The organism is Vagococcus sp. AM17-17 (assembly GCF_003471765.1).
GTDB lineage: Bacteria > Bacillota > Bacilli > Lactobacillales > Vagococcaceae > Vagococcus > Vagococcus teuberi.
Window position 1 is genome coordinate 37,166 of the sequence record NZ_QRJY01000003.1, and the last position, 26,512, is coordinate 63,677.

The 26,512-nt window shown below is 31.6% G+C and carries 23 protein-coding genes and 1 riboswitch; of the genes, 15 read left to right on the forward strand and 8 right to left on the reverse strand.

Going from position 1 to position 26,512, the window contains the following annotated elements:
* The first annotated feature begins 46 nt into the window (after window positions 1–46).
* A complete protein-coding gene (locus DW196_RS05885; RefSeq protein WP_071456456.1) occupies window positions 47–379 on the forward strand; it encodes a PadR family transcriptional regulator in 333 nt (110 codons plus the stop codon).
* On the forward strand, window positions 366–1,916 hold the full coding sequence (locus tag DW196_RS05890; protein WP_118250602.1) for a DUF4097 family beta strand repeat-containing protein: 1,551 nt from the start codon (window positions 366–368) through the stop codon (window positions 1,914–1,916). The genes DW196_RS05885 and DW196_RS05890 overlap by 14 nt, the downstream gene beginning before the upstream one ends.
* A gap of 19 nt (window positions 1,917–1,935) precedes the next feature.
* On the opposite strand, the gene DW196_RS05895 is transcribed toward DW196_RS05890, so the two are convergent.
* The 3 genes from DW196_RS05895 to DW196_RS05905 form a co-directional block, all read right to left on the reverse strand.
* On the reverse strand, window positions 1,936–2,316 hold the full coding sequence (locus DW196_RS05895; RefSeq protein ID WP_118250603.1) for a hypothetical protein: 381 nt from the start codon (window positions 2,314–2,316) through the stop codon (window positions 1,936–1,938).
* A gap of 12 nt (window positions 2,317–2,328) precedes the next feature.
* A complete protein-coding gene (locus DW196_RS05900) occupies window positions 2,329–2,994 on the reverse strand; it encodes a DNA/RNA non-specific endonuclease (RefSeq protein ID WP_118250604.1) in 666 nt (221 codons plus the stop codon).
* Window positions 2,995–3,192: 198 nt separating this feature from the next.
* Window positions 3,193–4,578: an ISNCY family transposase gene (locus DW196_RS05905; protein ID WP_118250605.1), complete on the reverse strand. Its 1,386-nt coding sequence runs from the start codon at window positions 4,576–4,578 to the stop codon at window positions 3,193–3,195.
* 175 nt (window positions 4,579–4,753) lie between these two features.
* Here DW196_RS05905 and DW196_RS05910 point away from each other — a divergent pair, with 175 nt between their 5' ends.
* The 9 genes from DW196_RS05910 (at window position 4,754) to DW196_RS05955 (ending at window position 17,632) form a co-directional block, all read left to right on the forward strand.
* Window positions 4,754–5,455, forward strand: coding sequence for an ABC transporter ATP-binding protein (locus tag DW196_RS05910; protein ID WP_118250606.1), 702 nt, complete (start codon window positions 4,754–4,756; stop codon window positions 5,453–5,455).
* A 13-nt stretch (window positions 5,456–5,468) separates the two neighbouring features.
* Complete coding sequence (locus DW196_RS05915; protein ID WP_118250607.1) at window positions 5,469–8,219, forward strand: ABC transporter permease; 2,751 nt, start codon at window positions 5,469–5,471, stop codon at window positions 8,217–8,219.
* A 143-nt stretch (window positions 8,220–8,362) separates the two neighbouring features.
* Window positions 8,363–8,881 (forward strand): hypothetical protein, encoded by a 519-nt coding sequence (locus DW196_RS05920; RefSeq protein WP_118250719.1) that lies wholly within the window; start codon window positions 8,363–8,365, stop codon window positions 8,879–8,881.
* 29 nt (window positions 8,882–8,910) lie between these two features.
* Window positions 8,911–10,332, forward strand: a complete 1,422-nt coding sequence (locus tag DW196_RS05925; protein WP_118250720.1) for a flotillin family protein — start codon at window positions 8,911–8,913, stop codon at window positions 10,330–10,332.
* A 363-nt stretch (window positions 10,333–10,695) separates the two neighbouring features.
* Window positions 10,696–12,273, forward strand: a complete 1,578-nt coding sequence (locus DW196_RS05930; RefSeq protein ID WP_118250608.1) for a peptide chain release factor 3 — start codon at window positions 10,696–10,698, stop codon at window positions 12,271–12,273.
* Window positions 12,274–12,652: 379 nt separating this feature from the next.
* Complete coding sequence (locus tag DW196_RS05935) at window positions 12,653–13,666, forward strand: hypothetical protein (protein ID WP_118250609.1); 1,014 nt, start codon at window positions 12,653–12,655, stop codon at window positions 13,664–13,666.
* Window positions 13,667–14,003: 337 nt separating this feature from the next.
* The gene (locus tag DW196_RS05945; protein WP_118250610.1) at window positions 14,004–15,185 is read left to right on the forward strand and encodes a protein kinase family protein; all 1,182 of its coding nucleotides are present in this window, start codon (window positions 14,004–14,006) and stop codon (window positions 15,183–15,185) included.
* A gap of 523 nt (window positions 15,186–15,708) precedes the next feature.
* Window positions 15,709–16,248, forward strand: a complete 540-nt coding sequence (locus tag DW196_RS05950) for a sigma-70 family RNA polymerase sigma factor (RefSeq protein WP_118250611.1) — start codon at window positions 15,709–15,711, stop codon at window positions 16,246–16,248.
* Complete coding sequence (locus DW196_RS05955; RefSeq protein WP_118250612.1) at window positions 16,235–17,632, forward strand: hypothetical protein; 1,398 nt, start codon at window positions 16,235–16,237, stop codon at window positions 17,630–17,632. The genes DW196_RS05950 and DW196_RS05955 overlap by 14 nt, the downstream gene beginning before the upstream one ends.
* A 50-nt stretch (window positions 17,633–17,682) precedes the next feature.
* Here DW196_RS05955 and DW196_RS05960 read toward each other — a convergent pair whose 3' ends face one another.
* The 3 genes from DW196_RS05960 to DW196_RS05970 form a co-directional block, all read right to left on the reverse strand.
* Window positions 17,683–18,729 (reverse strand): YncE family protein, encoded by a 1,047-nt coding sequence (locus DW196_RS05960; RefSeq protein WP_118250613.1) that lies wholly within the window; start codon window positions 18,727–18,729, stop codon window positions 17,683–17,685.
* Window positions 18,730–19,096: 367 nt separating this feature from the next.
* On the reverse strand, window positions 19,097–19,411 hold the full coding sequence (locus tag DW196_RS05965) for a multidrug efflux SMR transporter (RefSeq protein ID WP_071456467.1): 315 nt from the start codon (window positions 19,409–19,411) through the stop codon (window positions 19,097–19,099).
* Window position 19,412: 1 nt separating this feature from the next.
* Entirely contained in the window at window positions 19,413–19,751 is a 339-nt protein-coding gene (locus tag DW196_RS05970; RefSeq protein ID WP_118250614.1) for a multidrug efflux SMR transporter, read from the reverse strand.
* A gap of 56 nt (window positions 19,752–19,807) precedes the next feature.
* A riboswitch (guanidine-I (ykkC/yxkD leader) is annotated at window positions 19,808–19,911 on the reverse strand.
* 119 nt (window positions 19,912–20,030) lie between these two features.
* Between DW196_RS05970 and DW196_RS05975 the strand changes: the two genes are divergently transcribed.
* The 4 genes from DW196_RS05975 (at window position 20,031) to DW196_RS05990 (ending at window position 23,796) form a co-directional block, all read left to right on the forward strand.
* A complete protein-coding gene (locus DW196_RS05975; RefSeq protein ID WP_118250615.1) occupies window positions 20,031–20,588 on the forward strand; it encodes a hypothetical protein in 558 nt (185 codons plus the stop codon).
* A gap of 29 nt (window positions 20,589–20,617) precedes the next feature.
* Entirely contained in the window at window positions 20,618–21,703 is a 1,086-nt protein-coding gene (gene wecB, locus DW196_RS05980) for a non-hydrolyzing UDP-N-acetylglucosamine 2-epimerase (protein ID WP_118250722.1), read from the forward strand.
* A gap of 102 nt (window positions 21,704–21,805) precedes the next feature.
* A complete protein-coding gene (locus DW196_RS05985) occupies window positions 21,806–22,354 on the forward strand; it encodes an RNA polymerase sigma factor (protein WP_118250616.1) in 549 nt (182 codons plus the stop codon).
* A complete protein-coding gene (locus DW196_RS05990; RefSeq protein ID WP_118250617.1) occupies window positions 22,351–23,796 on the forward strand; it encodes a DUF4179 domain-containing protein in 1,446 nt (481 codons plus the stop codon). Before DW196_RS05985 ends, DW196_RS05990 begins: the two co-directional genes overlap by 4 nt.
* Before the next feature lie 54 nt (window positions 23,797–23,850).
* On the opposite strand, the gene DW196_RS05995 is transcribed toward DW196_RS05990, so the two are convergent.
* Together DW196_RS05995 and DW196_RS06000 are read right to left on the reverse strand one after the other, a co-directional pair.
* Entirely contained in the window at window positions 23,851–24,159 is a 309-nt protein-coding gene (locus DW196_RS05995; protein ID WP_071456472.1) for a DUF1827 family protein, read from the reverse strand.
* A gap of 117 nt (window positions 24,160–24,276) precedes the next feature.
* On the reverse strand, window positions 24,277–26,436 hold the full coding sequence (locus DW196_RS06000; protein ID WP_118250618.1) for an ATP-dependent Clp protease ATP-binding subunit: 2,160 nt from the start codon (window positions 26,434–26,436) through the stop codon (window positions 24,277–24,279).
* Between the last annotated feature and the right edge of the window lie 76 nt (window positions 26,437–26,512).

Sequence of the window (26,512 nt, forward strand, 5' to 3'; positions counted from 1 at the left end):
TAATATTAAAAATGAATGATTGCCGTAGGAGGCTTTTAGAAGAATTATGAAAATTTCGAATCAATTTAAAAAAGGGGTATTGGAACTGTGTGTTTTATATCTACTAAAGAATAAAGATAGATACGGGTATGAATTAACACAAAAGATGAATGAGCATATAGTTATTACAGAGGGAGCATTATATCCTATTTTAAGACGCTTAGTAAAAGAGGAATATTGTTCAACTTATTTGAAAGAGTCTAGCAGTGGTCCAGCTAGAAAGTATTATTCGCTAACAGACAAAGGAAGACAACATTTGGAAAAACTATTTTCTGAATGGAATCTGTTTGTCGAAAGTGTACAATCATTGTGTCAGGAGGAAGATAATGGAGAAGATTGAGAATTTTTTTGATGAGATGAAAAAACTTTTTCTTGTGAAAGACATGGATGAATTTGAAGAAATAAAAGAAGATATGTTAGAACATATAGAGATTAAGCTAGAACAAGGTGAACCAGTCGAGGTTATTTTGACAAAACTTGGAACGCCTAAAGCAATTGTTGATGCGTTTTATGAGGATAAACGATTAAATAAAGCAATGCAGTATGAAACTGATATTATTGGAATTGAAGAAGTACAAATCGTTGCGCTTCAAGGGAAAAAAGATAAGTTATATAAACAGGTATCCCGATTGAAACGTGGGGGGGTCGTTACATTAAAAGTGGTATTTGTATTATTAATTGTCTTTAGTTTTGTATATTTCATTTGGAATTTAATAAAGTATGGTCATTTTAGCTTCTTGATTGCTCTTATATTTGGTAATTCTCTTTTTGGTTTAGGTTTATTAAGAGATATAAATCATAAATCAACGAAACGCATGTCTTTTTTTACTCTTATTTTCGTAATTATATCGTTTTTTATAATGTATAGTATCCACTATAAATTATTCTTTTATAAGGGTGAAGTGGTCGATGAAAGTATTCAACTAAATCAGAATTCATTTGAATCGCTGACATTAACAGGTGATTTTCCGATTAATTTAACGATTGAGCAAACAAGTAGTACATATCCTAGTATAAAGCTAAAAGGGAAAATGACCAAAGGCAGTAAAGAAGCCTTAAAAGAATTGATAGACAATAAAGAGATGGTCATCGATTTAGGACAAAAAACACCGATGTCCTTATTTACTGCAATGGGCGAATTAGATGTATCGTTAAGTATTCCGAAATCAACGGAAAAAAATCTAGTGCTAGATTTTGAAAATGCGGATATCCAGGCTAGAGATATTTTGGTTAGACATTTTGATATAACGGTGGAAACAGGTAATATTGTGTTAGAAGATATTGATAGTCAACATCTCAGAGTGGTAAGTGAAAAAGCCGATTTATTAGTTAATAGTTTTGATACACCGATTGAAGTGAATAATGAAAAGGGAAAAAGTATTATTAAAAATGGTGTAGGTAACATGGCTGTCAAAACGCAAACAGGGTTTACTAACTTACTCAACATTAATGGTGATAAAGCCAATGTCGTAAATAATAGGGGCAAACTAATTATGACAGATACTTCACTGGATAAAGTTAATATCACAAGTGATAAAAATACTTTGGTGATTGAAAATCAAATTGGCCATACAACACTGAATATTAAAAATGGAAACATTATTTTAAGAGAAAATCAAGGAACATTGGATGTAGTTAATGGTCAAGGGTCAGTTATTATAACCCAACATAAGCCTATAAAAGGAAGTATAAAAAGTGAATCAGGATTAGTAAAATGGTTCCAATATGTGGACGAAGATAATGAAGCTCCAGACTTTTTAGTTAAATCTGGCAATAAAAATGTTCGTAATGATTTCAAAAATAGTACAGATATTGATAAAGGAAAGGTATTTGAAATAGAAACAGTTACTAGTGAAATAGATATTATAAAAAAATAGACTTGAAGGAAGATTCCTTTTAGTCTATTTTTGCTATTACGTTTGAATTTAAAGTTCCTTGTTCAACAGATGAAAAAAACGCTGCTATTGTTAAATCAAAATGTTCACTATCAGATTTAAAACAAGAATATGGAATGACCAGAGTCTGACTATCTGTTGCTAAAACGTAGTCACTATCAATCGTTTGAGCAATAAAGGTATACTCTTGTAATTCTTCTTGTGTCCAGATACCATCATCTGCTAAAAAATCAAGCGTTTGATAAAAATTTTGCTGTTTTTTTTCTGTTGAAAAAATAAAATAGTCAGTTAACTCTTGTAGATGGTCTGTATTAACTATCTCTAAAAAATAGTTAGGTGAATTATTAGTTATTTGACTAGCGATTTCGTGAAAGGTAATCATTTGAATGCTCCTTTACTGCTTGTTTTCTATTGTGACATAAAAATCAATTGTTGATTGTTTACTTAGCCCTTTTCCTTCGATATCAACGGCAATAGGCATATCTTCATTACCATTATATACAGGTTCAACTCGGTAGCGAATTGTTTCACCCTCATCCGCAGCTTTTCTCACCAAATTTTCGTATTTTGTCATAAAAGGTGTATTTACAGGATTTTGATATAGAGTCACTAAGTTTTCTAATTTGTCTCCAGTTCCACCTAGTTGTCTCCCAATTAAATGACCACGTGAATGATTATGTGGTTCTAAACCTGAAATAAAACCAGGTGGACGAATACTTTGGTTGGCAGATGTTCCAGTATTAATCATGTTTGGTTTGATTAATGCATTGGCTGTTGTTGGTCTACCTAATTTATCTAATTTGCCATATTCAATCCATCCTTTTGAACTATCTCTCAACTCATTAGCAGTGAAACGAGATTTTCCGTGTTCAATTGGGCCTGGATTATCTTTCTTTATTGTGTCGCTTGTTTTTGGTGAAGATTCCTTGTTATCAAATGGTAAAAAATCAAGGAGTACATCAGGTGATTTTACTCCTGCAACAACTAATATAATACAGACAACTAATCCAATAATATATTGAATTGGTGATGATTTTTTTCGCTTATTTTTCGTAGACATACAATACCCCTTATTTTATATTCGACTGTTATTATACGATACTCTCAGTAAAAGAACAAGTGTTCTCAAACGTCAAATGTTATCGATGTCAATCGAAAATAAAAATGTCCCAAAATGAGGGATCACATTAGCGCAATCTTTACTGCGTAAAATTTGCACTAATGTGACCATTATTGGTAAAATAGGGTACTTTTTGTTTCAGGCTGTTTTTTCAGCCTCATATTCTTCGATAGTACGGTCAATACTTTGAAGATACCTTTTGAAAGACTCAAGTTTCCACGGATGTGACTGTGGTGGAATGTACTTGCGTCTTTCTTTTTTTATATCTGAAGAAACCCCATCAAACTCTTTTGAATAGGTCTCGTGGGTTTTTAATCGTCTAGTAAGATAAATTTTTTCTGCTATATTAACATAAATCTCTCCGTTAAAAGCTTTTATAATTAATGCTTTCGTTTTCCTTGTAAAATATTTGTCGCTACCACCTTCCGTTGGAAGATAAAATTTATTTTGATACTTAATATGATGGCCATTATCGACTATACGATGAGAGACAGTAGCTAGTAATAAATTAATTTCAGCTGTTGTAGGAGAAGTTTCATAAACACTTTCTGCAGTTTTGTGACCAAATTGTCGATTAAACTTTCGAATCCATACAGATAGAAATTGATTAGCCTCCTCTATAGAATGTATGTTTGCTATCTCAAGATCAACAGGCAATCTTGATTGCACTGTCCCATTTAAACGTTCTACACGACCTTTCACTTGAGGAATAGAGGATGTTTTTATGTCAATACCTAATTGATGACAAGCAAACCCAAACTGCGTGAACGTATCTTCTTCTACAGCTTTCGTTGATTTTCTGTTGTACTCAAAGACGGTTCGTTTATCTGTTAGAAAAGTGACAGGAATCCCTTGTTTTGTCAGAATTTGATGAAGAACATGGTAATAACCATTGAGCGTTTCCTGTTGGTCGAAATAAGCGCCAACAATATTACCTGATGCGTCATCAATAGCTAAATGAAGATGAGTTATTTGATTTCCAAACCAATTATATGAACTAGCATCTAATTGAATTAATTCTCCTTTGTATTTTTTTCTAGGTCGACTAGGATGGGTCTTTTCAGGGAGTTCTAGGTAGTCTTCAGCTCTTGGAACCAATAGGTTCTCTGATTGTTTGGTTTGTTGACTTTCTTGCTTTATTAATTGTTTGAGTCTTCTTTTTGTCTTTTTTTGAGCCTTTGGTGAAAGTATTTTTGCTTTGTACAGGATACTTCTAATTGTAGTATCTGTATAGCAGATATGATGGTCGTTTTTTAGTATTTCAGTAAAATGCTTAATATTCGGTTTAATACTAAACGATTGATAACTAGTGATTATTTGTTGTTTTATTTTTTCAGGCACAGAGTGCTTATTTTTTCTCCCTCGATTTTTATGGACAAATGCTGATTTACCATTTTCCCTGTATGATTTCACTAAACGGTTAATTTGTCTTATAGATAAATTAAGTTCAACACTAGTTCTCTTTTTTTGTTTTTTATTTTCAGCAACAGCTTTAATAACTTGATACTTTTTGGTTTCATTCATTGTTAGGTTTATCCTTTTCATAAAGTTATTCTATCATTTTGGGACATTTTGTCTTTCGACCTACTTAGGACATTATCACTTTCGAATGATAGTGTTCTCAAACATCAAATGTTATCGATGTTTAAATAAACTGTCTTTTGTTATAATGATTCATGAGATAAGAAGGAGTGATTCTATGAGTTATGTCGAGTTAAAAAATGTGTATAAACGCTATAAAATGGGAGATAATGTGATTGTTGCAAATAATGACATTAATATTTCAGTTGAAAAAGGTGAATTTGTCGTAATTTTAGGGCCTAGTGGGGCTGGTAAATCAACCGTTTTAAATATATTAGGTGGTATGGATAGTTGTGATGAAGGGTATGTGATAATAGATGGAACGAATATTGCAGCATTTACTTCAAAAGAACTGACAAAATATCGTCGGTTAGACGTTGGTTTTGTTTTTCAGTTTTATAATTTAGTACCAAATCTGACAGCTAAGGAAAATGTTGAGTTGGCTTCACAAGTATCACCAAAGGCATTGGATGTGGATAGTGTGTTGGATATGGTTCAACTGGGGCATCGAAAAAATAATTTTCCAGCCCAACTATCTGGAGGTGAACAGCAACGTGTGGCGATTGCTAGGGCGTTAGCTAAAAATCCAAAATTATTATTATGTGACGAGCCAACAGGGGCACTTGACTTTGAGACAGGGAAACATGTTTTAGCAATATTAGAAGAAACATGTCGAAAATATGGGACAACAGTGATTGTGATTACCCATAATTCTGAAATTTCAAAAATGGCTGACAGAGTGATTCGTATCAATGATGCACAAGTGAGAAGTGTGGAGAAAAATGAACATCCAGTAAAAGCTAGTGACTTAGAATGGTAGGAGGTTCAAGTAAATGAAAAAGAAAAAAGCATTATGGACGTCCACCTTTCGAGAAATTTATCAATCAAAAGCAAGATTTATTTCGATACTACTTATCATCATGTTAGGTGTTGGGTTTTATGCGGGGATAAAAGCAACAGGCCCCGATATGTTACATACAGCTGATACTTACTATAAAGACAACAAATTGATGGATACGAAGCTTGTTTCAACAACAGGTTTAGAAGATAAAGACATTGATCTAATCAAAGGCGATAGTAAGGTTAACATAGTTGAACCGTCTTATAGTTTAGATGTTTTAACTGAAGAGAATAATCATGTATTAAAACTAATATCCTACTCTTCAGATAAAAATGAGTTGAATTTACCTGTTTTAGTAGAAGGTAAGTTACCTGAAAAAGAAGATGAAATCGCACTAGATACACAGGTTTTAGACAATCAAATTTACAAAATTGGTGACACAATTTCGATTCAAAAAGATGATTCAGATAGTGTATCAAGAGATAAATTTAAAATTGTTGGATTTATCAAGAGCCCGATTTATATAGATAACGTTTCGAGAGGATATACGACAGTAGGTAAAGGGACCGTTGATTACTTTGGTTATATCAAAGAAGACGTGTTTAACCTTCCTGTTTATACAGAAGCGTATATTCAATATAAAGACACAGCTAAATTAGAAAGTTATAGTAAAGCATATAATTTAGCATACGATAAAGACATTAAAAGTTTGAAGCAAACTTTAAAAAATCGTCCATCTGAACAATTAGATGAGATGAAAAAAGAAGCAAATGAAAAACTAGATGATGCTAAAGCTAAAATAGCAGATGGTGAAAAGCAATTATCTGATGGTCAAACACTACTCTCTGAAAAAGAAAAAGAATTAAATAAAAATAAACAATTGATAGAAGCAGCAAAACAACAAGGAATGCCAGTGGATGATGCTCAAGAACAAACACTACAAAAGGCAAGCAAAACGTTAGAAGCAGAAAAGAAAAAAATAGAAGAAGAACAGCAAAAAATCAAAGAGTCTAAAGAAGAACTCGCAACAAGTCAAAAAAAAGTGGAGGATTTAAAAGAACCGACATATCATTATTTTTCAAGAGATGATAATCCCTCTTATTCTGAGTTTCAAGATAATGCAGATCGGATTTCTTCTATTGCAACAGTGTTTCCTGTATTCTTTTTCATGATTGCAGCTCTTATTTCGCTAACCACAATGACTCGCATGGTTGACGAAAAACGTGGTGAGATAGGAACACTAAAAGCATTAGGATATACTAATTTTGAAATTGCTTTAAAGTATATTGTGTATTCTACAACAGCCAGTATTGTGGGGAGTTTAGCCGGATTGTTAATAGGATATAATTTGTTTCCATCAGTTATATTTGATGCATATGGTAGTATGTATAATTTACCATCAGTGATAATTACTTATTATATTGGTTATACAATTCAGTCAGTTATAGTGGCATTATTATGTACATTATTAGCGTCATTGTTTGTACTTAGAGTTGATTTATTAAGCACTCCTGCTTTACTTATGAGACCTAAAGCACCAAAACCAGGTAAACGAATTTTGTTGGAGCGATTTTCTTGGTTGTGGGATAGGTTTAGCTTTAACCAAAAAGTAACAGCCAGAAATTTATTCCGTTATAAACAACGAATGTTGATGACCGTTTTAGGTATAGCAGGTTGTACGGCAATGATTTTGACTGGATTTGGATTGAAAGACTCAATCGGTGATATTGTACCACTCCAATTTGATAAAATTTGGCATTATGATGCAACAGTTACATTTAATGACGATAGTACAACTGCACAAAAAGAAGAGTATGCAAAAATCAAAGAAAACGATAAAAATATTACGTCAAGTCTCGATTTATCTCAGAATAATATGACGGTTGTTAAAAAAGGATACACAAATCGAGAAGTAACGGTTGATGTACCAAAACAAGAAAAACAACTAGCTGATTTTATTACATTTAAAGATCGCAACAGTGATAAAAAGTATTCATTAAATGATGATGGCATCATTATCAATGAAAAATTAGCTAACTTTTTTGATGTTAAAACTGGTGATGACCTTACCTTTCGAGATACCGACAATAAAGATGTCACAGTCAAAGTTGAAGCAGTTGTTGAAAATTATGTCATGAATTTTGCTTATATGACACCAAGTTATTATGAAAAAATATTTGGTAAAAAGCCAAATTACAATGTTGAACTACTTAAGTTTGATAAATCATTAAATGAGACAAAAGAAAATGAGTTAGCAGATAGATTAATAAAAAGTAATTACGCTGGCAATGTATCATTTACAAGTCAAATAGGAAAAACGATGGATGATACCATGTCTAGTTTAAATATTGTGGTGTGGGTATTGATTATATCTGCGGCATTACTTGCTTTTGTTGTTCTGTATAATTTAACAAATATCAATATTTCAGAACGAATTCGTGAGTTATCTACTATTAAGGTATTAGGTTTTTATGATAGAGAAGTAACGATGTATGTTTACCGAGAAAATAACATCTTAACAGTACTAGGTATCTTAGTTGGATTTGTACTTGGCGTATTACTACATGGTTATGTATTAAAAACAGCAGAGATTGATATGATGATGTTCCCAACTACAATTCATCCAATCAGCTATGTGTTATCAGCCTTATTAACGATTCTGTTTTCATTTATTGTGATGCTAATTATGCATCGTAAGTTAAAACATGTTGATATGATTGAAGCATTGAAATCAACAGAATAATAATGAAAGACAAAAGGGTCTATCTCTTTTGTCTTTTTTGCTACGATTTTCGAATATCGGTTGGAAAATGTACGATTTTTCTGTTGTTTTAATCAAAAGATTGGTAAACTATTATTATTAAGGTGGGAAGGAGCGTGAGAGGGATGTTTGGAATACAATCAATTGAGCAAGTGTATTTTTATATGTTAATCATTTGTACCATCCTATCAGTTGTCTTGTTTTTAATAGGGGATATCCTCCAATTTGACGGACCGATTGATCCAATCTTAATTGTACCTTGTATTGCATTTACGTCACTTTTTGGCTACATCGGGGAAACGTTAACAACCCTGGGTAGTGGTTGGGTATTTGCTATTGCTGTTTTGCTATCATCAATTATTGTATTTTTATTAAATTTTTATATATTAATTCCTTTAAAGAATTCAGAATCAACGATTTCAGTATCGGAGAAAATGCTTGAAGGAAGAGTCGCAACTGTGGTAACGCCAATACCTATTAAAGGCATGGGGGAAATTACAATAAGTAATGTAACAGGGATAATGAGTCGTCCGGCAACCTTTTACACAGAACAAGAAACACAAATAAATAAGGGTGAGGAAGTACTAATTATAGAAGTAAGAGAAAGAGTTTGTTATGTTGTACCGTATGTAGAAAATTTTTAAAACAAAAAGGAGAAATGTAAATGAATTTAATGTTTGTAGCCATTGGGTTAGTTGCGTTTATTTTAGTGATGTTGTTGATTGTGTTTGTTTCAAAATATCAGACAGCTAAACCAGATGAGGCATTGATTATTAGTGGGAGCTATTTAGGAAATAAAAATGTCCATGCTGACAATGAAGGAAATCGTGTCAAAATTGTACGTGGTGGTGGAGCATTTGTTTTACCAGTTTTCCAAAGAAGCAATCGTTTGAGTCTTTTATCAAGTAAATTAGACGTATCAACACCAGATGTTTATACTGAACAAGGTGTACCAGTTATGGCAGATGGAACATCTATTATTAAGATTGGCTCATCAGTTGAAGAAATCGCAACTGCAGCGGAACAATTTTTAGGAAAAACACGTGAAGAATTAGAAAATGAAGCACGCGAAGTATTAGAAGGACATTTACGTTCGATTTTAGGGTCAATGACAGTGGAAGAAATTTATCAAAACCGAGATAAATTCTCTCAAAGTGTTCAAGAAGTAGCCAGTGTAGATTTAGCTAAAATGGGACTTGTGATTGTATCGTTTACTATTAAAGAAGTACGTGATAAAAATGGTTACCTTGATTCATTAGGAAAACCTCGTATTGCCCAAGTAAAACGTGATGCTGAAATTGCTGAAGCTGAAGCAAGTAAAGAAACACGTATTAAAAAAGCTCAAGCAGAAAAAGAATCGCAAGAAGCAGAATTACAGCGCCAAACAGAAATTGCTGAAGCAACGAAAGAAAAAGAATTAAAATTAGCAGCCTATAAACAAGAGCAAGATATTGCAAAAGCGAAAGCTGATCAAGCCTATAATTTAGAAAGTGCTAAAGCACAACAACACGTTATCGAGCAAGAAATGGAAGTTAAAGTCATTGAACGTCAAAAACAAATTGAATTAGAAGAAAAAGAAATTCAACGTCGTGAACGACAATACGACTCCGAAGTGAAGAAAAAAGCCGACGCGGATCGTTATGCTAAAGAACAAGAAGCCTTAGCAGAAAAAGCAACTGAAGTAGCCGAAGCCGAAGCACAACAATTTAAAGTGGAAGCAATGGCTAAAGCAAATGCTACTCAACTTAGAATGGAAGGGCAAGCTGAGGCGGATGCTATTCTAGCGATTGGTGAGGCTGAAGCCAAAGCGAAAGAACAAATCGCTGAAGCATTTAAACAATACGGGGAAGCTGCTGTTATGAGTATGATTATTGAAATCTTACCTGAATTAGTGAAACAAGCAGCACAGCCATTAGGAAATATCGAGAAAATTTCTGTTGTAGATACTGGTCAAGGTGGAGATAATAGTGGAGCGAATCGTGTCACAAATTATGCTACAAACCTTTTAGCTTCTACTCAAGAAACACTAAAAGAAACAACAGGTTTAAATGTTAAGGATATGTTAGAATCATTTGTCGCAAAAAAAAGTGAATAAGGAAAGAACACCTTTAGATATTTTACTAAGGGCATTCTGACTGTAGACAAAGTATTGATAAATTTCGATGCTTTGTCTTTTTTTGGTAAAATAGAGAAAAGGCGTGACTGTTAATGTTGGAATAGATAAAGAAAAATGCACATGAAAAATTGGTTAACTTTTGCATGTCTTAATATAAAAAAGACAACCCAATACGCTTAATGAGTAATTAGTTTGTCTTCACTCTGAGACAAGGGTATTTTCTTTTGCCTTTTTAAAATTTTATGAAATAAAATCTATTAATTGAGATTTTATGTTATACTAGAGCGTGAATTTCTACTAACTAAGTGATAACTACATAGAAAAACTAAGAGGAGTCTATATATGGGATTTGATCAACAAAAAGAAGTCGACAGAAGAAGAACGTTTGCCATTATTTCACATCCGGATGCTGGTAAAACAACAATTACGGAACAATTATTATTATTTGGTGGCGCGATTAGAAATGCTGGGACAGTAAAAGGGAAAAAAACTGGTAACTATGCTAAATCAGACTGGATGGATATTGAAAAACAACGTGGGATTTCGGTAACAAGTTCTGTGATGCAATTTGATTTTCAAGGAAAACGCGTGAATATTTTAGATACACCAGGACATGAAGATTTCTCGGAAGATACTTATCGTACATTGATGGCAGTCGATAGTGCTGTCATGGTCATTGATAGTGCTAAAGGGATTGAAGCACAAACGAAAAAACTTTTCCAAGTGTGTCGTATGCGTGGTATTCCTATTTTTACATTCATTAATAAACTAGATAGAGATGGTCGTGAGCCACTTGATTTACTAGAAGAATTAGAAGAAGTGTTAGAAATTGATTCTTATCCAATGAACTGGCCAATCGGTATGGGAAAAGGATTTGAAGGATTATATGATATTTACAATAATCGTATCGAAATTCATCGTCCTGATCGTTTTGATGGGGAAAGATTTTTACCCCTAAATGACGAAAGAGAATTAGAAATGGATCACCCATTAAAACAACAATCTATTTTTTCACAAGTAATGGAAGAAGTTGAGTTGTTACTTGAAGCTGGAAATGAATTTTCAGAAGAAAAAATTGCTAAAGGTGAATTAACCCCAGTATTCTTTGGTTCTGCTTTGACAAACTTTGGTGTGGAAACATTTTTAGAAACATTTTTACAATTTGCACCAAAACCAAGTGAGCATGAAACAAAAGATGGTGGCGAAGTGAGTCCTTATGACAAAGACTTTTCTGGATTTGTCTTTAAAATTCAAGCAAATATGAACCCAGCTCATAGAGATAGAATTGCATTTGTTCGTATCTGTTCAGGAAGTTTTGAAAAAGGTATGGAAGTTAAGTTAGCTCGTGAATCGAAAAAAATAAAATTAAATAACTCAACCCAGTTTATGGCTGATTCTCGTGAAATCGTAGAAGAAGCAGTGGCTGGTGATATTATTGGGTTGTATGATACAGGAACTTATCAAATAGGTGATACCTTATTTACTGGTAAAGATAAGATTGAATTTGAAGATTTACCACAATTTACGCCAGAGTTATTTATGAAAGTTACGGCGAAAAACGTGATGAAACAAAAATCATTCCACAAAGGACTTTATCAACTAGTACAAGAAGGAGCTATTCAATTATATAAAACTTATTTAACTGAGGATTATATTATTGGAGCTGTTGGACAGTTGCAGTTTGAGGTATTCAAACACCGTATGTTGAATGAGTACAATACTGAGTTAATCATGGAACCAATGGGAACAAAAATTGCTCGTTGGATTGCCCCATCTCAGTTAGATGAAAAAATGAGTTCAAGTCGAAATATCTTAGCAAGAGATAGATTTGACCAACCGTTATTCTTATTTGAAAACCAATTTGCGATGCGTTGGTTTGCAGATAAGTATCCAGAAGTTGAGTTGAAGACATTGTTGTAAAAATGATTTGTAATCAATAGTTAAATATTTAGAAGATTTAAGCTGGTATTTTAATTGAAAAATTATTGAGATATTTTGATTTATAAAAGTCCTTTTTTATCAAAAATTGATAAAAAGGGACTTTTTCCTATGAACTGGGACAATTTTAGAATTTTGTATAATCATGTATATACTGATAAGAATAGAATTTATAATATTTTATAGTATTAAGAAAATAGTTAGAGTTACAAATAAGGAGAAAACAAGTATTGACACAACTGGTAAATTCTTTATCAAATACTAATTTGTGATTTTTTAATGATATAATGAATTTAATAATTTAATAATTTAATAATTTAATAATTTAGTAATTTAGTAATTTAGTAATGGAGGTTAGGAGTTGGAAGATTTCGAAATTGATTTACCTAAAGAAAAATCGTTATTGGTAAATATTACTGATAAAAATTTATACAATTATGATTTTACATCGTACTCATTATTACCATTGCAAAAAATAGCTTCAAAATCGATTGGGGTAAAAATTAAAGATAATTTATTTTCTAATATTTCACAAATGAGTTTGATTGAAAAAATGTCTAATCAGAAAGAAACAGAATATGTAGCTAGAATATCTGACTTTGCAAAGGAAAAGATAGATTCAGGAGAATGGTCATTTGGCATAAGAAAAAAAACAGGTGAAACATATGCTGTCATTAAGGATAATTTAAGTGGAAAAAATAAAAGTTTTGTTACTTTGGACAAGAAAATTGTAAAAGAATTGGGTGTTTTACCAGAGCTATCAGCAATTCAAAGTCAGTTAGCATCAATTTCAGAGCAAATTGAAGGATTAAATCAAATTATACAAAGGGTAGAGAAGGGACAGTATAATGATAGATATGCGGGATTTTTTTCATCTAGACAACTAGTTGTTGAAGGATTAGCTTCAGAGAATGAATCAAACAAAAGAGAGTTATTGATTAGTTCTATAAAAATTGCAAATGAAACAATTAGTAAACTAATGCTATCTATTCACGAAGATGCAGCCCTTTTAATTGATTCAAAAACAAAATCAAAAGATGCACGTAGAATTGATAATTTATTACAAACGTCTTTAGGATATTTAAATTCTACAGTCCAACTAAACCTAATAGCATATACAGCCTTAGGGGAAAAACAATCTTTGTTTGCAACACTAACGAACTATCATTCATTTATTGAGCAAGTATTAATGAAAGAAACCGAAGCTGGAAGGACTATTGCGTGGTTATTAGATAATGCTCACGTGGGGAATGACGGAAGGATTCATTCATTAACCAATGATTTATCTAAAAAGATTGAGCTGCTTATAGCAACTTATAATAATGAAAGGATTGACGTGATTGAAAATGAAAAAATCGAAAATTATGAATTGTAAGTACCCAAATTGTAATAAAGAAGTACCGTCTGATAAATCTTTATTTTGTATGGAACATAGTCGTAAGTTAAAGGAACACAGAACTAATGTCGGAGCTGCTTTGGTTGGTCTAGCACTTTTAGGAATGGGTAGAATTACTAAGAAAAAGAAATAGTTGAAATTTTAATCAAGCTATGGTCAATAAATGGATTTAGTAGAAAGCTTGCCATGTTGAATATAAGGGCCTAAATTTTAAAATATTTACAATAAAAAAGTCTTTGATTAGACTTTTTTATTGTATTACGACATATGTTTCATTAAATTTGATTATTTATAATAATGATTGGAGTTGGAAATTATGAATGTGGGTTATATTATAGATGAGAATGTTGATTTTCTAATGAGGTTTTCAAATAAAGTAATAGGGCAACTAATGGAAGAAAGGCTATTTGAAAATGTAGAAGATGACCGACTAAGATTTTGTTTCGCAGTATTTCAGAATCAGTTTAATTCTTTATTATCTTTCTTAAATGAAAAAGCAAAGTATAATCATCATTTTAATGCAGATCCTAGTAGAAATTTAAACGTATTGATTGATAAATATGAAGAATTGGAACATGCACTATCTAAAACCGACTATGCTTTTAAATTGCTGGATAATTATGTAGATACGATACGATTCATTCAACCGCATCTTAGTAATTCTGGTGGGTCAACTATTCCAGAAGATTATCAGTTATTACACATTGTTAAATACGAACCAATCATTTATTTTGAGAAACGAATTGAAATTGTTAAGGATAATAACAGCTTATCTTCTTCTTTAAAATTGGTGGATTCCGGTTCTTATGCTACAGTTTATAAGTTTAAAGATACTTTTTATAATCAAGTTTTTGCTTTAAAAAGGGCAAGAAAAGAACTAACTTCTGCTGAGTTAATACGTTTTAAAAAAGAGTTTGAAAATATGAAAAATATGGATTCCTTATATGTTTTGGGAGTCTATAGCTATAACGATAGTGAGAATGAATTTATAATGGAATACGTGAAGCAAACACTTAAAGATTATATAGACTCGAACAATACTAAATTACAGTTATTTGAAAGAAGAAGGTTAGTTATTCAATTATTTAATGCGTTTAAATACATTCATTCTAAAGGGATTTTTCATAGGGATATTTCATTAAGTAATATCTTGGTGAAGGAATATGATGATAAAACCGTTATCTTAAAAGTCTGTGATTTTGGTTATCTTAAAGAATCTGATAGTACATTGACTCGCCAAAATACTGAATTTCAAGGCAGTCTGAATGACCCACAATTAAAAATTATGGGAGCGGATAAATACACTATTCAACATGAGATATATGCACTAACTCAAGTAATTTTTTATATAATGACTGGAAGAACGAATCTGAATAATAATAAAAATAAAGAAGTTGATGAGTTCATTAATTCTGGTATGAATGCGGACTTATCTAAAAGAGTAAAATCTTTAGATAAGCTTGAAGAAGTATTCTTAAAGATAGACTGGAGTAAGTAAATCTGAACTTCCGGAAAGTTTTAAATTGAACTGGATTGTTGAAATATAAGTATTCATATATACGTCTCAATAAAGGAAGAACAGTAAGAATCAGAGGATAAGGGGAATTTAAGTGTTTTGGAATATATAGATAAACTATCCCACAGTAATGTTAATTATGAATTTAATTACTTGGGAAAATGCAGAGTTTTCGATTAAATAGTTTGGTTTAGGTTTAATTGATAGAACAAAAATTTACACTATATAACATACAATTTTTATTTTGTGATGCTTATACAATTTATTTTCTTACTAAAATTATTTATTAAGAAGTAATGGGTTTATTTAGAAAAATTAACTATCAAAATTGGATTGATTTGCAGATAAATATCCAGAAGTTGAATTCAAAATATTACTTTAGAATAGTCTGTTAGAGATTTTTCCTATAGTTTAGGGAAAATCTCTTTTTGTATGTTAAAAAGTGTCACACTTTAGTTCCTTGAAACGTTATATATTATGAAGGTAGCTATGAAAGGAGTTTATTATGATAAATAACAAATCAGATAAAGAATTTTTTGAGTATTTATATGAGAGTTATGAACAGAAAATATTTTATCAAGCTTTATCAGTATTGAATAATAAAGAGCAAGCTGAAGATATTACTCAAGAAGTTTTTGAACAATTATATTCAGATTTTGAAAGTATAAAAAAATTTGATGATCTACATTTAAAAAAATTTATTATCAAAATAACAAAGAATAAATCGATTGATTTGTATCGTAAAAACAATACTCAGATAAAATATCTTGAGAATTATAAAACTATAAAGGATAAACATGAAGAAGATAATAATGTGAATGATTATGTAGATAAAATGATATCTGAACAGGAAATATTAGATATTAGTAAGCAATTAAAAGAACCATATCTTCATGTCTTTTTGTATAGAGTTTACTATGGATTATCAAATAAGGAAATAGCGAAAGTAATGGATTCCAAAGAAGCAACTATACGAAAACAATTTGAGAGAGCTAAAAATATAGTGAAAAAAGTGATTGGAGGGGCTCATTATGGAAAAGAATGAAAAACGTGAACAGAAGATATTAGAAGAAGTAGCAAATAGATTAGCAGAAGAAGAGTTTGATAAAGAGAAAGAGATACATCATTTTTCTTCAACCTATCAATCAAATAAACAAAATTTTTTAAAAAAGGTTTCAACAAAAAAATCAAAAACTAAATTTGGATTAAAACGTGTATTGATGATAGCAATTATCGCAATAGCTTTGATTCCAACGACTATTTACGCCTCAAAAGAAATTTATAAATGGATAGTAAACCAAAATAACTATGAATTAAACTTATCTTTATCTGATGATAAGAAATATAATCATAATCATTTTTATAAATTAAAGTATGGTTATATTCCGATAGGTATGGTAGAAGATGGGGATTCAAATAAGTTTAGTTATAAAGATAATTTAGATAGTGGAGGAATAAGTTTCGTTTTATGGCAATTATCTGGAAAAGAAGACTTTAAAGAACTTTACACAAAAGACTATGAAGAATTAACACTTAATAATCATCCTAGTATTGTAGTAAAGAAAGGCATATTGATTTCAAGTGATAGTCAATTTGACACTGTAGTGTATCTGTTTTTTGAAAAAGAGGGTTATGTTTTACAAGCCTATATTTCAAATGATGTTAAGGAATCAGAATGGAAAAAAATGTTAGAAAAAGTATATTTAGAAGAAACCAATGAAAAGGATGCTACTCATTATGGTATTTTAAGTAAAGACTTATTCAAAGGTAAACAACCAGAAAAAAATTACTATTTACCTAAAAATAGTTCTAATATCCATAAGATAGGTGAAGCAGTAAATACTAAAGTTTATGACACGCAAGAAGTTTTATTTACCATTAAAAGTGCCACTGTTATGGATAATATAAAATTATTAGATAAAAATAATTTTAATAGTAATTCATATGAACAGCTTAAAGACAAACAGTTAATAGCAAATGATGGTGAATTATTGCCATTTAATCAAAAAATAATCAAAAAAGGAGACGGGACACAAACACTTGATGAAGTTGTAGGAGAAAGAAAAGTAAAAACTAAATTTGTTTATTTGACAGCTACTATAGAAAATAAAAGTAAAAAAACAATTAAGGACTTATATTTTCAAAATGGACTTTACCTTTTAGAAGGTAGTAAGAAAGGGTTGAGTGTTACTAAAGAAGAAGTTGACTTTACACCTTATTCAGGAGAAGTAGATTATCTAGATAGTCATGGTGAGGGAAAAAGTTTTTATAAAATGTCAGATATCAAACCTGGAGAAAAAAGAGAAATAAAATTTGGTTATTTTGTTGATGATACACAAATTAGTAAGATGTTTTTACCAGTTTTGTACTATGGTGATATTGAAAAATTAAACGCAAAGGGATTAGAATGGATAGATATTAGACAATAAATAAAAAGTCTCCTCAAACGATTTTGGATTCTTTGAGGAGACTATACTATTCATTCTAATATTTTCTCCATATCCAATGGCACGACATAATTCACAACAGTCAACCCTTTTTTATCTCTGAAACGTTGCGTACCAGATTCAAAAATAGTGTAGAGTTTGTCACCTGATACGGAAATTTGTTCTAAGTAAGGTGGAGCTTCTATCGTTTTTATGGCATCTTTTTCAAGGAATAAATCATTGTCATCTAATTCGTAGACAAGTATTTTCGAGTTTTTATCCCCGTAAGAACGTGATAAAAGCATATAATTTTTATAAAAAGTAATACCCTGAATTTGTGTTCCAACATGTAATTTTTCTTCAGGAGAAAGAGTTGTATCATCATCTATCAGTTCTTTTTTTCCATGTAATGTTGTATCAAATACGCCATCGTCGTTAAATTGATATTTTTCTAAAACGGCTTTGTGATTGACAGAAAAGTAACCAACATAAAGGGCTTTATCATGATAAGTGACGTAAGATGACCATTTAATACCATCTAATGTGATTTCTTGGTCATAGACAATGGGTTCATAATGTTCTTCCATGTTGTATGCTTTTAATTTATCCATTGAAAAAGCTACGAGTTCAGCTTTATTAGAATCTGTTGAAGAACATACCCAAATATTTTTTGCAATAGGATCATAGGTAATACCTCCTACATGAGGGTGACCTTTTAAAATAATGGTTTTAATGTATTTGTGAGTGTTTTTATCTAGGACATAGACAACAGAATGGTGAGTATCATCATGACTATAAGATGAAATTAATAAATAATCTCCTGCAATCGTTACACCTTGTGGATCCATAGACTTACTGACACTTTTTTTACCAGGTTCATCAAGTAATGGAACAATCGTTTCATTGAGCCCAGGTACAGGATAGGTATCACCGTTTGATACATCGGAAAAATAACTTAAGTTATAAAAGTCTGCGTAGTTTTCTTTTAATTCTTTCGCTTGTTTAGTAACATCTTTTTGTTCTGTTAATTTAGAAGAAGATTGACAAGCGCTAATAAAAAATAATGAAATCGTCAGAATAGTCAAGGATAGTTTTTTCATTAAGTATCGTCCTTTTTGATTATGATGTCTTTAGCATAACGGATAGATATTTGAAACACAATGTATTTTTTATAGGTAAATAAAAAGGACTAAATTGATTAACAGTCCTTTTAGTTTTATGTTACTAATTCACATTGTTTATTTTTAAGTTCATAGATAGCATCGTATGTTTTTGCAACATCTTGTTCGTGAATCACAATCATAATACATTAACCATCCATTATTTAAGTGCTAAAGGGCGTATTCTTTTCTATTATCGACTTGTGTTTGGCAGATACTCATAGCGGTTAAAACCTTATCTAAGGCAATAAATTGTACGATTGAAAAATGGTAGATCCATCATTTTTTCGATCGTATTTTATTTGTCTTATCCAATTATTTTTAATCCGATGGCCGATAATAGAATGACTAAGATACACAATAATCGTTTCCAATTTTTTGATTCGCCAAAATAAATCATCCCTATAAAGGTACTCCCAATAACACCAATACCTGTCCAAATAGCATAACCTGTTCCCATGGGGATATATTTTAATGCCAAACTCAGTAAGAAAAAACTAAAACTAAATCCTATAATAATTAGTAGAACGGTTGAAAAAGTCCGTTTTATTGATAAGCGATTAATCATTGCGACACCAAACATTTCAAAAAAGCCAGCGACAATCAGTATTATCCAATCCATTTTATTTTTCCTCCATAACATTTTTTTCTGGCGTTAAAAGTTTTAGACCAATAACACCACCAATCAGCAGTAAAATAAGTAATAATTTTAGCCAATTTAGTGTTGCTCCGAAAAATAGGGCGTCTGATAAAACAATTCCTACTGTTCCAAGTCCGACAAATACAGCATAAACTGTTCCAGTAGGTAGTTTAGAAGTTGCTGAAATCATTAACCAATTACTGATAATAATAAGTAAGATAGTCAATCCCCACTGGAAAATAGTTGTTGAGTGAGTTAACCCAATGATCCAAAATATTTCTAACATTGCGGCTGTTACGACCTTTAACCATTCTTTTTTCATTTTCTTTCCTCCTAACTAAAAATAAAAAAGCCTGAAAGACACTGTAAAAAAACAGTATCTCCCAGGCTTTTGTCCTTCCGTGACATAGATAAATTATCTATGAGTTTTCTCTTGGACCAGACTAATACAGCGATATTACGGAACCCTAGAAAACTTAGTGTATGTAATTGGTTGTCATTTTATCAAACTATGAATCACTCGTCAACTCAGGTTAAAGTAATAGAATGTATCGTTTGTTTGCTTCATTCATGGTAATATGGATTAAAAAGGTATGAGAGTATGAAAGATTTTTTACAAACTGATCGGCTAGAGATATTATTTTCTTATCAAGAAGCAGTGGATTTGCATCCTAATATGTATCAATTTTTAGAGGATAGCTCATATAATGAGGAGATGTTTTTTCTTACATATACAACATTAAAAAGTATCTTAACTGATTTATTTTTTAAAGATGATAAGGTAATTTTTTTAATAAATAAATATCCGCTATGTAACAAAAATAAAACAGATAAAATTCTCCATAAAATAGTGAAAAATATAAGAGAAATCACCTTATCTGAACAAACATTTGATTATCTTAATGATGATACAGATACTTATCTGCGATTGCAAATTGAAACAACTTACTCCAATATAAAGTGGAAGCAGTTGATACTTAGTCTGATTAATCAAGATTTTCCAGATAGACAACCGCAGTTTAAGACAAAGAATTCTTTTAAAACACCTGACATATATATCATTAGCCCGACAACTGATACGATGATACATATATATGATGATAGGGGATATATCATTTATAGTGACGACAAAATGAAAATAAAGCAACTAATTAAATAACGAGGTGACCAAAATTGAAGAAAAAAGTAATGTTAGTGTTTGGCACACGTCCAGAAGCCATAAAAATGTGCCCACTTGTTAATGAATTAGAAAAACAGGATGAATTTGAAACGGTCGTCTGTGTGACAGGACAACATAGGGAAATGCTGGATCAAGTATTGAGTGTGTTTCATGTAGTACCCAAATATGACTTGGATATTATGAAAACACAACAAGATCTATTTGATGTCACGACAAATATTTTAGAAAAAATCAAACCTATTTTAATAAAAGAAACACCTGATATGGTACTGGTTCATGGTGATACGAGTACGTCTTATGCATCAGCTTTAGCTGCGTTTTATCTTCAAATACCAGTAGGGCATGTTGAAGCAGGCCTGCGTACGCATAATATTTCGTCACCATTTCCTGAAGAATTTAACAGGCAGTCAATTAGTTTGATGTCATCACTTGATTTTGCACCAACTAATCAAGCAAAAGAAACCTTGCTTAATGAAGGAAAAAAAGAAGACACAGTATTTGTCACAGGAAATACAGCGATTGATGCGCTAAAAACAACGGTTAAAAATGAATATACTAGTGAGATATTAGAGTGGGTAGGAGATAGCCGACTAATCGTACTAACAGCTCATAGACGAGAAAATCAAGGAAAACCGATGAAAGAAATGTTTCAAGCTGTCAAACGAGTGGTTGATAAACATGAAGACGTTAAAGTAGTATACCCGATTCATATGAATCCTTCCATTCAGACACTTGCCAAAGAAGTATTTGGTCAGACGAATCGAGTTAAATTAATTCCACCAATGGATGTGATAGATTTCCATAACTTACTTGCTAAAAGTTATTTGATCATAACCGATAGTGGTGGAATACAAGAAGAAGCCCCTTCGCTTGGTAAACCTGTGTTAGTCATGCGTGACACAACAGAAAGACCTGAGGGAATAAAAGCAGGGACATTAAAACTAGTTGGAACAAAAGAAGACATCATTTATGAAGCACTAGACAACTTACTAACAAATGAAGCAACGTATCTTGAGATGTCGACTGCTAGTAATCCCTATGGTGATGGGACAGCTTCACAACAAATTGCGACTATTTTAAAGAAGAAACTATAACAAACAAAAGTTTTAGAGATTTCTCTAGAACTTTTTTTATGCATCTAAGGAATTTAATAAAAATCATTGTACTGTAAGTGAGAAACAAAAGGAGGAGATAACATGACAGATGAAGAATACCTGACTAGCTTGCTTAATAAAGATGAAGAAGCATTGAGTCAATTGATGGATACATACACGAAGCTATTGTGGGCAGTTGGTTCAAAATATTTAAATCATCAGCAAGTAATGGGGATTCAAGACATTGAGGAATTAGTCAGTGATGTATTTATTAGATTGTGGAAAAATCCAAAGGGGTTTGATCCAAGTAAAGGCACGTTAAAAACGTATCTATGCATGATGACACGAAGTATGGCGTTAAATAAACTGAAACAAGTAGCTAAAGATATGACAGTAGAGTTAGATGATAGTATCACAGCCACATTAACAATAGAAGAAAGTAACATGGATTGGCAAGCTTTTTATCAAGCGGTTATGACACTTGAAGAACCTATGAGAGAAATTATTATTAAACGTTATTTCTATGAAATGAAACCAAAAGACATTCAAGAAAAGACAGGTTATGACTCAAAACTAATTGATAATAAACTGTATCAAGGTAAGAAACAACTACAAAAACAGTTTAAAGAATTAGGAGGAGAATTGGGATGAATAAATATCAAAAAGAACCATTTGAAGAATTAACAGATGAGCAATTAGATGAATTGTTGGCGCAAATGAATCAAGAGATGCCTAATGAGTCAAAAGAAAAAATAAAACAAACAGTATTTGAAGATATCAATAAAAAAGCAGAGAAAGTCAAACCACTAAAACCTAAAAAGAAGAAATGGGCAGCTATTCTTGGGGCAGTGGCAGTGCTTAGTTTGATGGTTGGGTATACGCAGTTAGATACAATAAAAGTAGCTTATACCAAAGCTTTTGGTACAGAAGCAGATAAGATATTAGTAAATGCAGAAAAACTTGATTATTCAGTAGAAGATCAAGGATTAAAATTAACGGCTAAAAATACATTCAAAGATGGTAATACCACTTATGTTTTAATGGAATTGCAAGATTTAACTGGGGATAGATTGTCTGAAGATACCATTATTGAGGATTGGTCCATGTTAAATGGTGGGAACACGCAAGTGATTAACTATGATACAAAAACAAAGACAGCGACGTTATTAGTCAGTTCAGTAGCATGGGAAGAACATAAAGATACTGGGTTTATACTAACAGGTTTTGGTTCTCATACCAAAGAAATGGAAAATATTGTATCAATTGATTGGAAAAAAAATTTGGCGACAAATGTTAAATGGAAAAAATATGATGGAAAAAGTGGAGTAGGAGGTGGAAGTGTTGAGGATTCAATTCTAGAGAAATTGAATGTCGACTATGAGGCGTTGTATAGTGAATACTTACCGAACAAACGATTATCGATTCCATTAATTCCTGGCGAAGATTATTTTATTGAAAATATGGCTTATAAAGACGGCTTATTACATATTTTGGTGAAATGGCCCAATATAAAAGGGTACAATTTCTTAAACTTAGATTTTCAACCTAAAAATTCTAGTGAAAAAAAACCAGAAAGAAATGGTAATAAGTTATGGCCATACATTGCTTCTTATTCAGCTTATAATAATGAAACACATAAAAACGAAACAGGAAAAAGTGATTATGAGGAATTTGTTTTTGATATCAAAGAATCAGAGTTACAAAATTATGATTTAAAAGTAGAATCTGCAAAAACTCAAACAGTTGTTTCTGGTAATTGGGCAATAAAATTGAAAGAACCAAAAGAAATAGAAAGAAAAGCATTAAAAGGTATCATACTTAAAAAAGAAAACTTAGCATTATCTAATATAAATCTATCCGGTTTATCTTTAAGTTTTGATGTAAAAGATTCTTCTCCAGAAAAAATGAAGGAGTTGAATTTAGATGTAAAACTAGTTAAAAAAGATGGGGAGATAATTGATTTAACAAAAGATGGTGACGGTAATATATACACTGAAAACGGAGAAAGCCACGTATCCTTGATATATGATTACACTGAATTAAGTGACATTGACTCTGTTATCATTAATGGACAAACACTCAAAGTAGAATAAAAAAATAAAACCATTCCTGTGCAAACGACAATTAAAGCATAGGAATGGTTTTATTTAACTAATTTTTTTTGTTTTTTTCGGTTTGACAGGAATTTCAACTTCTATAACACCGTGTGTTCGAATGATTTCTAACTCTGGATTATCCACTGTGGTATGTAATAGTTCTTCTAATACAGCATTTAGTTCTAAATCTTTAATATCACGTGTCTTATTCACTAAAACAACATCGATATGAGTGTCTGCCGTACTGTGAATCACTAATGTTTTACCTAATGAATAGACACTGACAAATCTAGCATCTGTGTTTTCCAATTGTTTAGAAACCAAAGTAGCATAACTATTTGTAACGTCAATCAATTTCATTAATATCACCCCAATTTAGTTGTATCCTTTTCTATAGATTAATTATACCACAATGATTAAAAATTAAGGAGAAAACCTTCCCATATAATAGGAAGAATTTTCTCCTTAAAACATGTATTAGTTCATTTGTTCAGTTATTGTAATAGTATCATCTACTAAATCAGCAGATAATCTTTTTGCAGAAGGGTTATCTAAATAACAATCAGCAATCCCGTCTTCAATATATTCTTGAATGGTACGTCTAAGAGGTCTTGCACCCATAGCTTGATCATAACCAAGTTCAACTAATTTTTCTTTTGTTTCTTCAGTCGTATCAATATGAATACCTTGTTCTTGTAATTTTATGTTTATCTCATCAAGCATTAATGACACAATAGACAATAGATTTTCTTTACTTAAGGGTTTAAATTCGATAATTCCATCAAATCGATTTAGAAATTCTGGCTTAAAGTAATGACTTAACTGGTTTAGAACTGATTGAGTCGTCCCTTCTTTGATAGCACCAAATCCAACACTTGCTTCAACATGTTGAGTTCCAGCATTACTTGTCATGATTATCAAAGTATCTTTAAAACTAACAGTTCTACCTTTCGCATCTGTCAATCGTCCATCTTCAAGGATTTGAAGGAATAGATGTAAAACATCTGGATGAGCTTTTTCGACTTCATCTAATAGAATTAAACTATAGGGATTTCTTCTCACTCTTTCAGTTAATTGTCCTGCTTCATTGTAACCAACATAACCAGGTGGCGAACCAATTAATTTAGACACACTATGTTTTTCCATGTATTCACTCATATCAAAACGAACCATGTTAGATTCATGCCCAAATAACTCTGTCGCTAGTTGTTTTGCTAGCTCAGTTTTACCAACACCAGTCGGTCCAACAAAAAGAAATGAACCAATCGGACGATTTTTATTTCCTAAACCAATTCGATTTCGTCTAATAGCACGTGATACTTTATCAATGGCATCATCTTGCCCAATGACATGTTTTTTCAAATCACTTGCTAAATGTTTCATTTGTTGTTGCTCTGTTTCTTTTAATTTACCAACCGGAATTCCTGTCATGGTTTCCACGGTTTCTTCCATGTCGTTTATTGTGACAGTAGGCATACTATCTTCAGATACTTGGTGAATTTTCAAGTCTTCCAATTTTTTGATTTGATCACGGTAATAAGCCGCTTTTTCAAAATCTTCTTCTTCTGAAGCAATTTGTTTGTTAGCTTCAGCTCGTGCAATTCTAGAATTTAAAATTTTTGGATCAATAGAAGGAATGGTTAAATTTTTCTTAGAACCTGTTTCATCTAGTAAGTCGATAGCTTTATCCGGTAAATGTCTGTCTTGTATAAAACGACTAGATAAGTGTACAGCCCCCTCGATGGCTTCATCTGTGTATTTCACATGATGGTAATTTTCATATTTTTCTTGAATACCTTTTAATATATGAATGGTTTCTTCAATAGTAGGTTCATCAACTTTTACAGGTTGTAAACGTCGTTCAAGTGCTGCATCTTTTTCGATGATACGATATTCATTAAATGTTGTTGCGCCAACTAATTGTAATTCACCACGAGCTAAGGCTGGTTTTAAGATATTGCCAGCATCCATCGAGCCATCGTTGACAGAACCAGCTCCAACAATTTCATGGATTTCATCAATAAATAAAATGACATTCTTTTGTTCTTTTAGTTCAGTAATCAGTTGTTTCATCCGTTCTTCAAACTGGCCTCTAACACCTGTTCCTTGAACAAGTGACACAACATCAAGACGAATGACTTCTTTATTCTCTAATTTTTGTGGGACATCACCATTAATAATACTTAACGCTAACCCTTCAACGACCGCGGTTTTACCAACACCAGGTTCACCAATAAGTACTGGATTGTTTTTAGTTCGTCTATTTAATATTTCTATCACACGTTTAATTTCAGCATCTCGACCGATGACCGGATCAATTTTTCCATCACGAGCAAGTTGTGTTAGGTTCTCCCCGTATTCTACCAGGATAGAAGCATTTCCACCACCACCTTGTTGAGCTTGCATAGTTGGTTGTTGCACTTGTTTCATTGATTGTTGGGCCAACTGTTTGAAAAAATCATTTAATTGACCAAAACCATAAGGATCTTGAGCAAATTTTTCCCGATTCATTTGATCTTCTTGAGATTTTAAGTCACGATAACATTGTTGGCATAAATCTATTTGTTGTTTCTCTCCATTAACTGATGCGTGTAAGTGAATTGTTGCATCATTCTTTTTACAGTTTTTACATATCATAGGTAAATCCTCCTTTAATCAAATGATTTACCAAAACAGTTTGACCTGTTTTGACCTTATGATTATTATATAATTT

What these genes read in the sequence shown, in the direction of transcription:
- DW196_RS05885 (WP_071456456.1), top strand. Translation starts at nt 47, where the DNA reads ATGAAAATTTCGAATCAATTTAAAAAAGGGGTATTGGAACTGTGTGTT.
- DW196_RS05890 (WP_118250602.1), top strand. Translation starts at nt 366, where the DNA reads ATGGAGAAGATTGAGAATTTTTTTGATGAGATGAAAAAACTTTTTCTT.
- DW196_RS05895 (WP_118250603.1), bottom strand. Translation starts at nt 2,316, where the DNA reads ATGATTACCTTTCACGAAATCGCTAGTCAAATAACTAATAATTCACCT.
- DW196_RS05900 (WP_118250604.1), bottom strand. Translation starts at nt 2,994, where the DNA reads ATGTCTACGAAAAATAAGCGAAAAAAATCATCACCAATTCAATATATT.
- DW196_RS05905 (WP_118250605.1), bottom strand. Translation starts at nt 4,578, where the DNA reads ATGAATGAAACCAAAAAGTATCAAGTTATTAAAGCTGTTGCTGAAAAT.
- DW196_RS05910 (WP_118250606.1), top strand. Translation starts at nt 4,754, where the DNA reads ATGAGTTATGTCGAGTTAAAAAATGTGTATAAACGCTATAAAATGGGA.
- DW196_RS05915 (WP_118250607.1), top strand. Translation starts at nt 5,469, where the DNA reads ATGAAAAAGAAAAAAGCATTATGGACGTCCACCTTTCGAGAAATTTAT.
- DW196_RS05920 (WP_118250719.1), top strand. Translation starts at nt 8,363, where the DNA reads ATGTTTGGAATACAATCAATTGAGCAAGTGTATTTTTATATGTTAATC.
- DW196_RS05925 (WP_118250720.1), top strand. Translation starts at nt 8,911, where the DNA reads ATGTTTGTAGCCATTGGGTTAGTTGCGTTTATTTTAGTGATGTTGTTG.
- DW196_RS05930 (WP_118250608.1), top strand. Translation starts at nt 10,696, where the DNA reads ATGGGATTTGATCAACAAAAAGAAGTCGACAGAAGAAGAACGTTTGCC.
- DW196_RS05945 (WP_118250610.1), top strand. Translation starts at nt 14,004, where the DNA reads ATGAATGTGGGTTATATTATAGATGAGAATGTTGATTTTCTAATGAGG.
- DW196_RS05950 (WP_118250611.1), top strand. Translation starts at nt 15,709, where the DNA reads ATGATAAATAACAAATCAGATAAAGAATTTTTTGAGTATTTATATGAG.
- DW196_RS05955 (WP_118250612.1), top strand. Translation starts at nt 16,235, where the DNA reads ATGGAAAAGAATGAAAAACGTGAACAGAAGATATTAGAAGAAGTAGCA.
- DW196_RS05960 (WP_118250613.1), bottom strand. Translation starts at nt 18,729, where the DNA reads ATGAAAAAACTATCCTTGACTATTCTGACGATTTCATTATTTTTTATT.
- DW196_RS05965 (WP_071456467.1), bottom strand. Translation starts at nt 19,411, where the DNA reads ATGGATTGGATAATACTGATTGTCGCTGGCTTTTTTGAAATGTTTGGT.
- DW196_RS05970 (WP_118250614.1), bottom strand. Translation starts at nt 19,751, where the DNA reads ATGAAAAAAGAATGGTTAAAGGTCGTAACAGCCGCAATGTTAGAAATA.
- DW196_RS05975 (WP_118250615.1), top strand. Translation starts at nt 20,031, where the DNA reads ATGAAAGATTTTTTACAAACTGATCGGCTAGAGATATTATTTTCTTAT.
- wecB (WP_118250722.1), top strand. Translation starts at nt 20,618, where the DNA reads ATGTTAGTGTTTGGCACACGTCCAGAAGCCATAAAAATGTGCCCACTT.
- DW196_RS05985 (WP_118250616.1), top strand. Translation starts at nt 21,806, where the DNA reads ATGACAGATGAAGAATACCTGACTAGCTTGCTTAATAAAGATGAAGAA.
- DW196_RS05990 (WP_118250617.1), top strand. Translation starts at nt 22,351, where the DNA reads ATGAATAAATATCAAAAAGAACCATTTGAAGAATTAACAGATGAGCAA.
- DW196_RS05995 (WP_071456472.1), bottom strand. Translation starts at nt 24,159, where the DNA reads ATGAAATTGATTGACGTTACAAATAGTTATGCTACTTTGGTTTCTAAA.
- DW196_RS06000 (WP_118250618.1), bottom strand. Translation starts at nt 26,436, where the DNA reads ATGATATGTAAAAACTGTAAAAAGAATGATGCAACAATTCACTTACAC.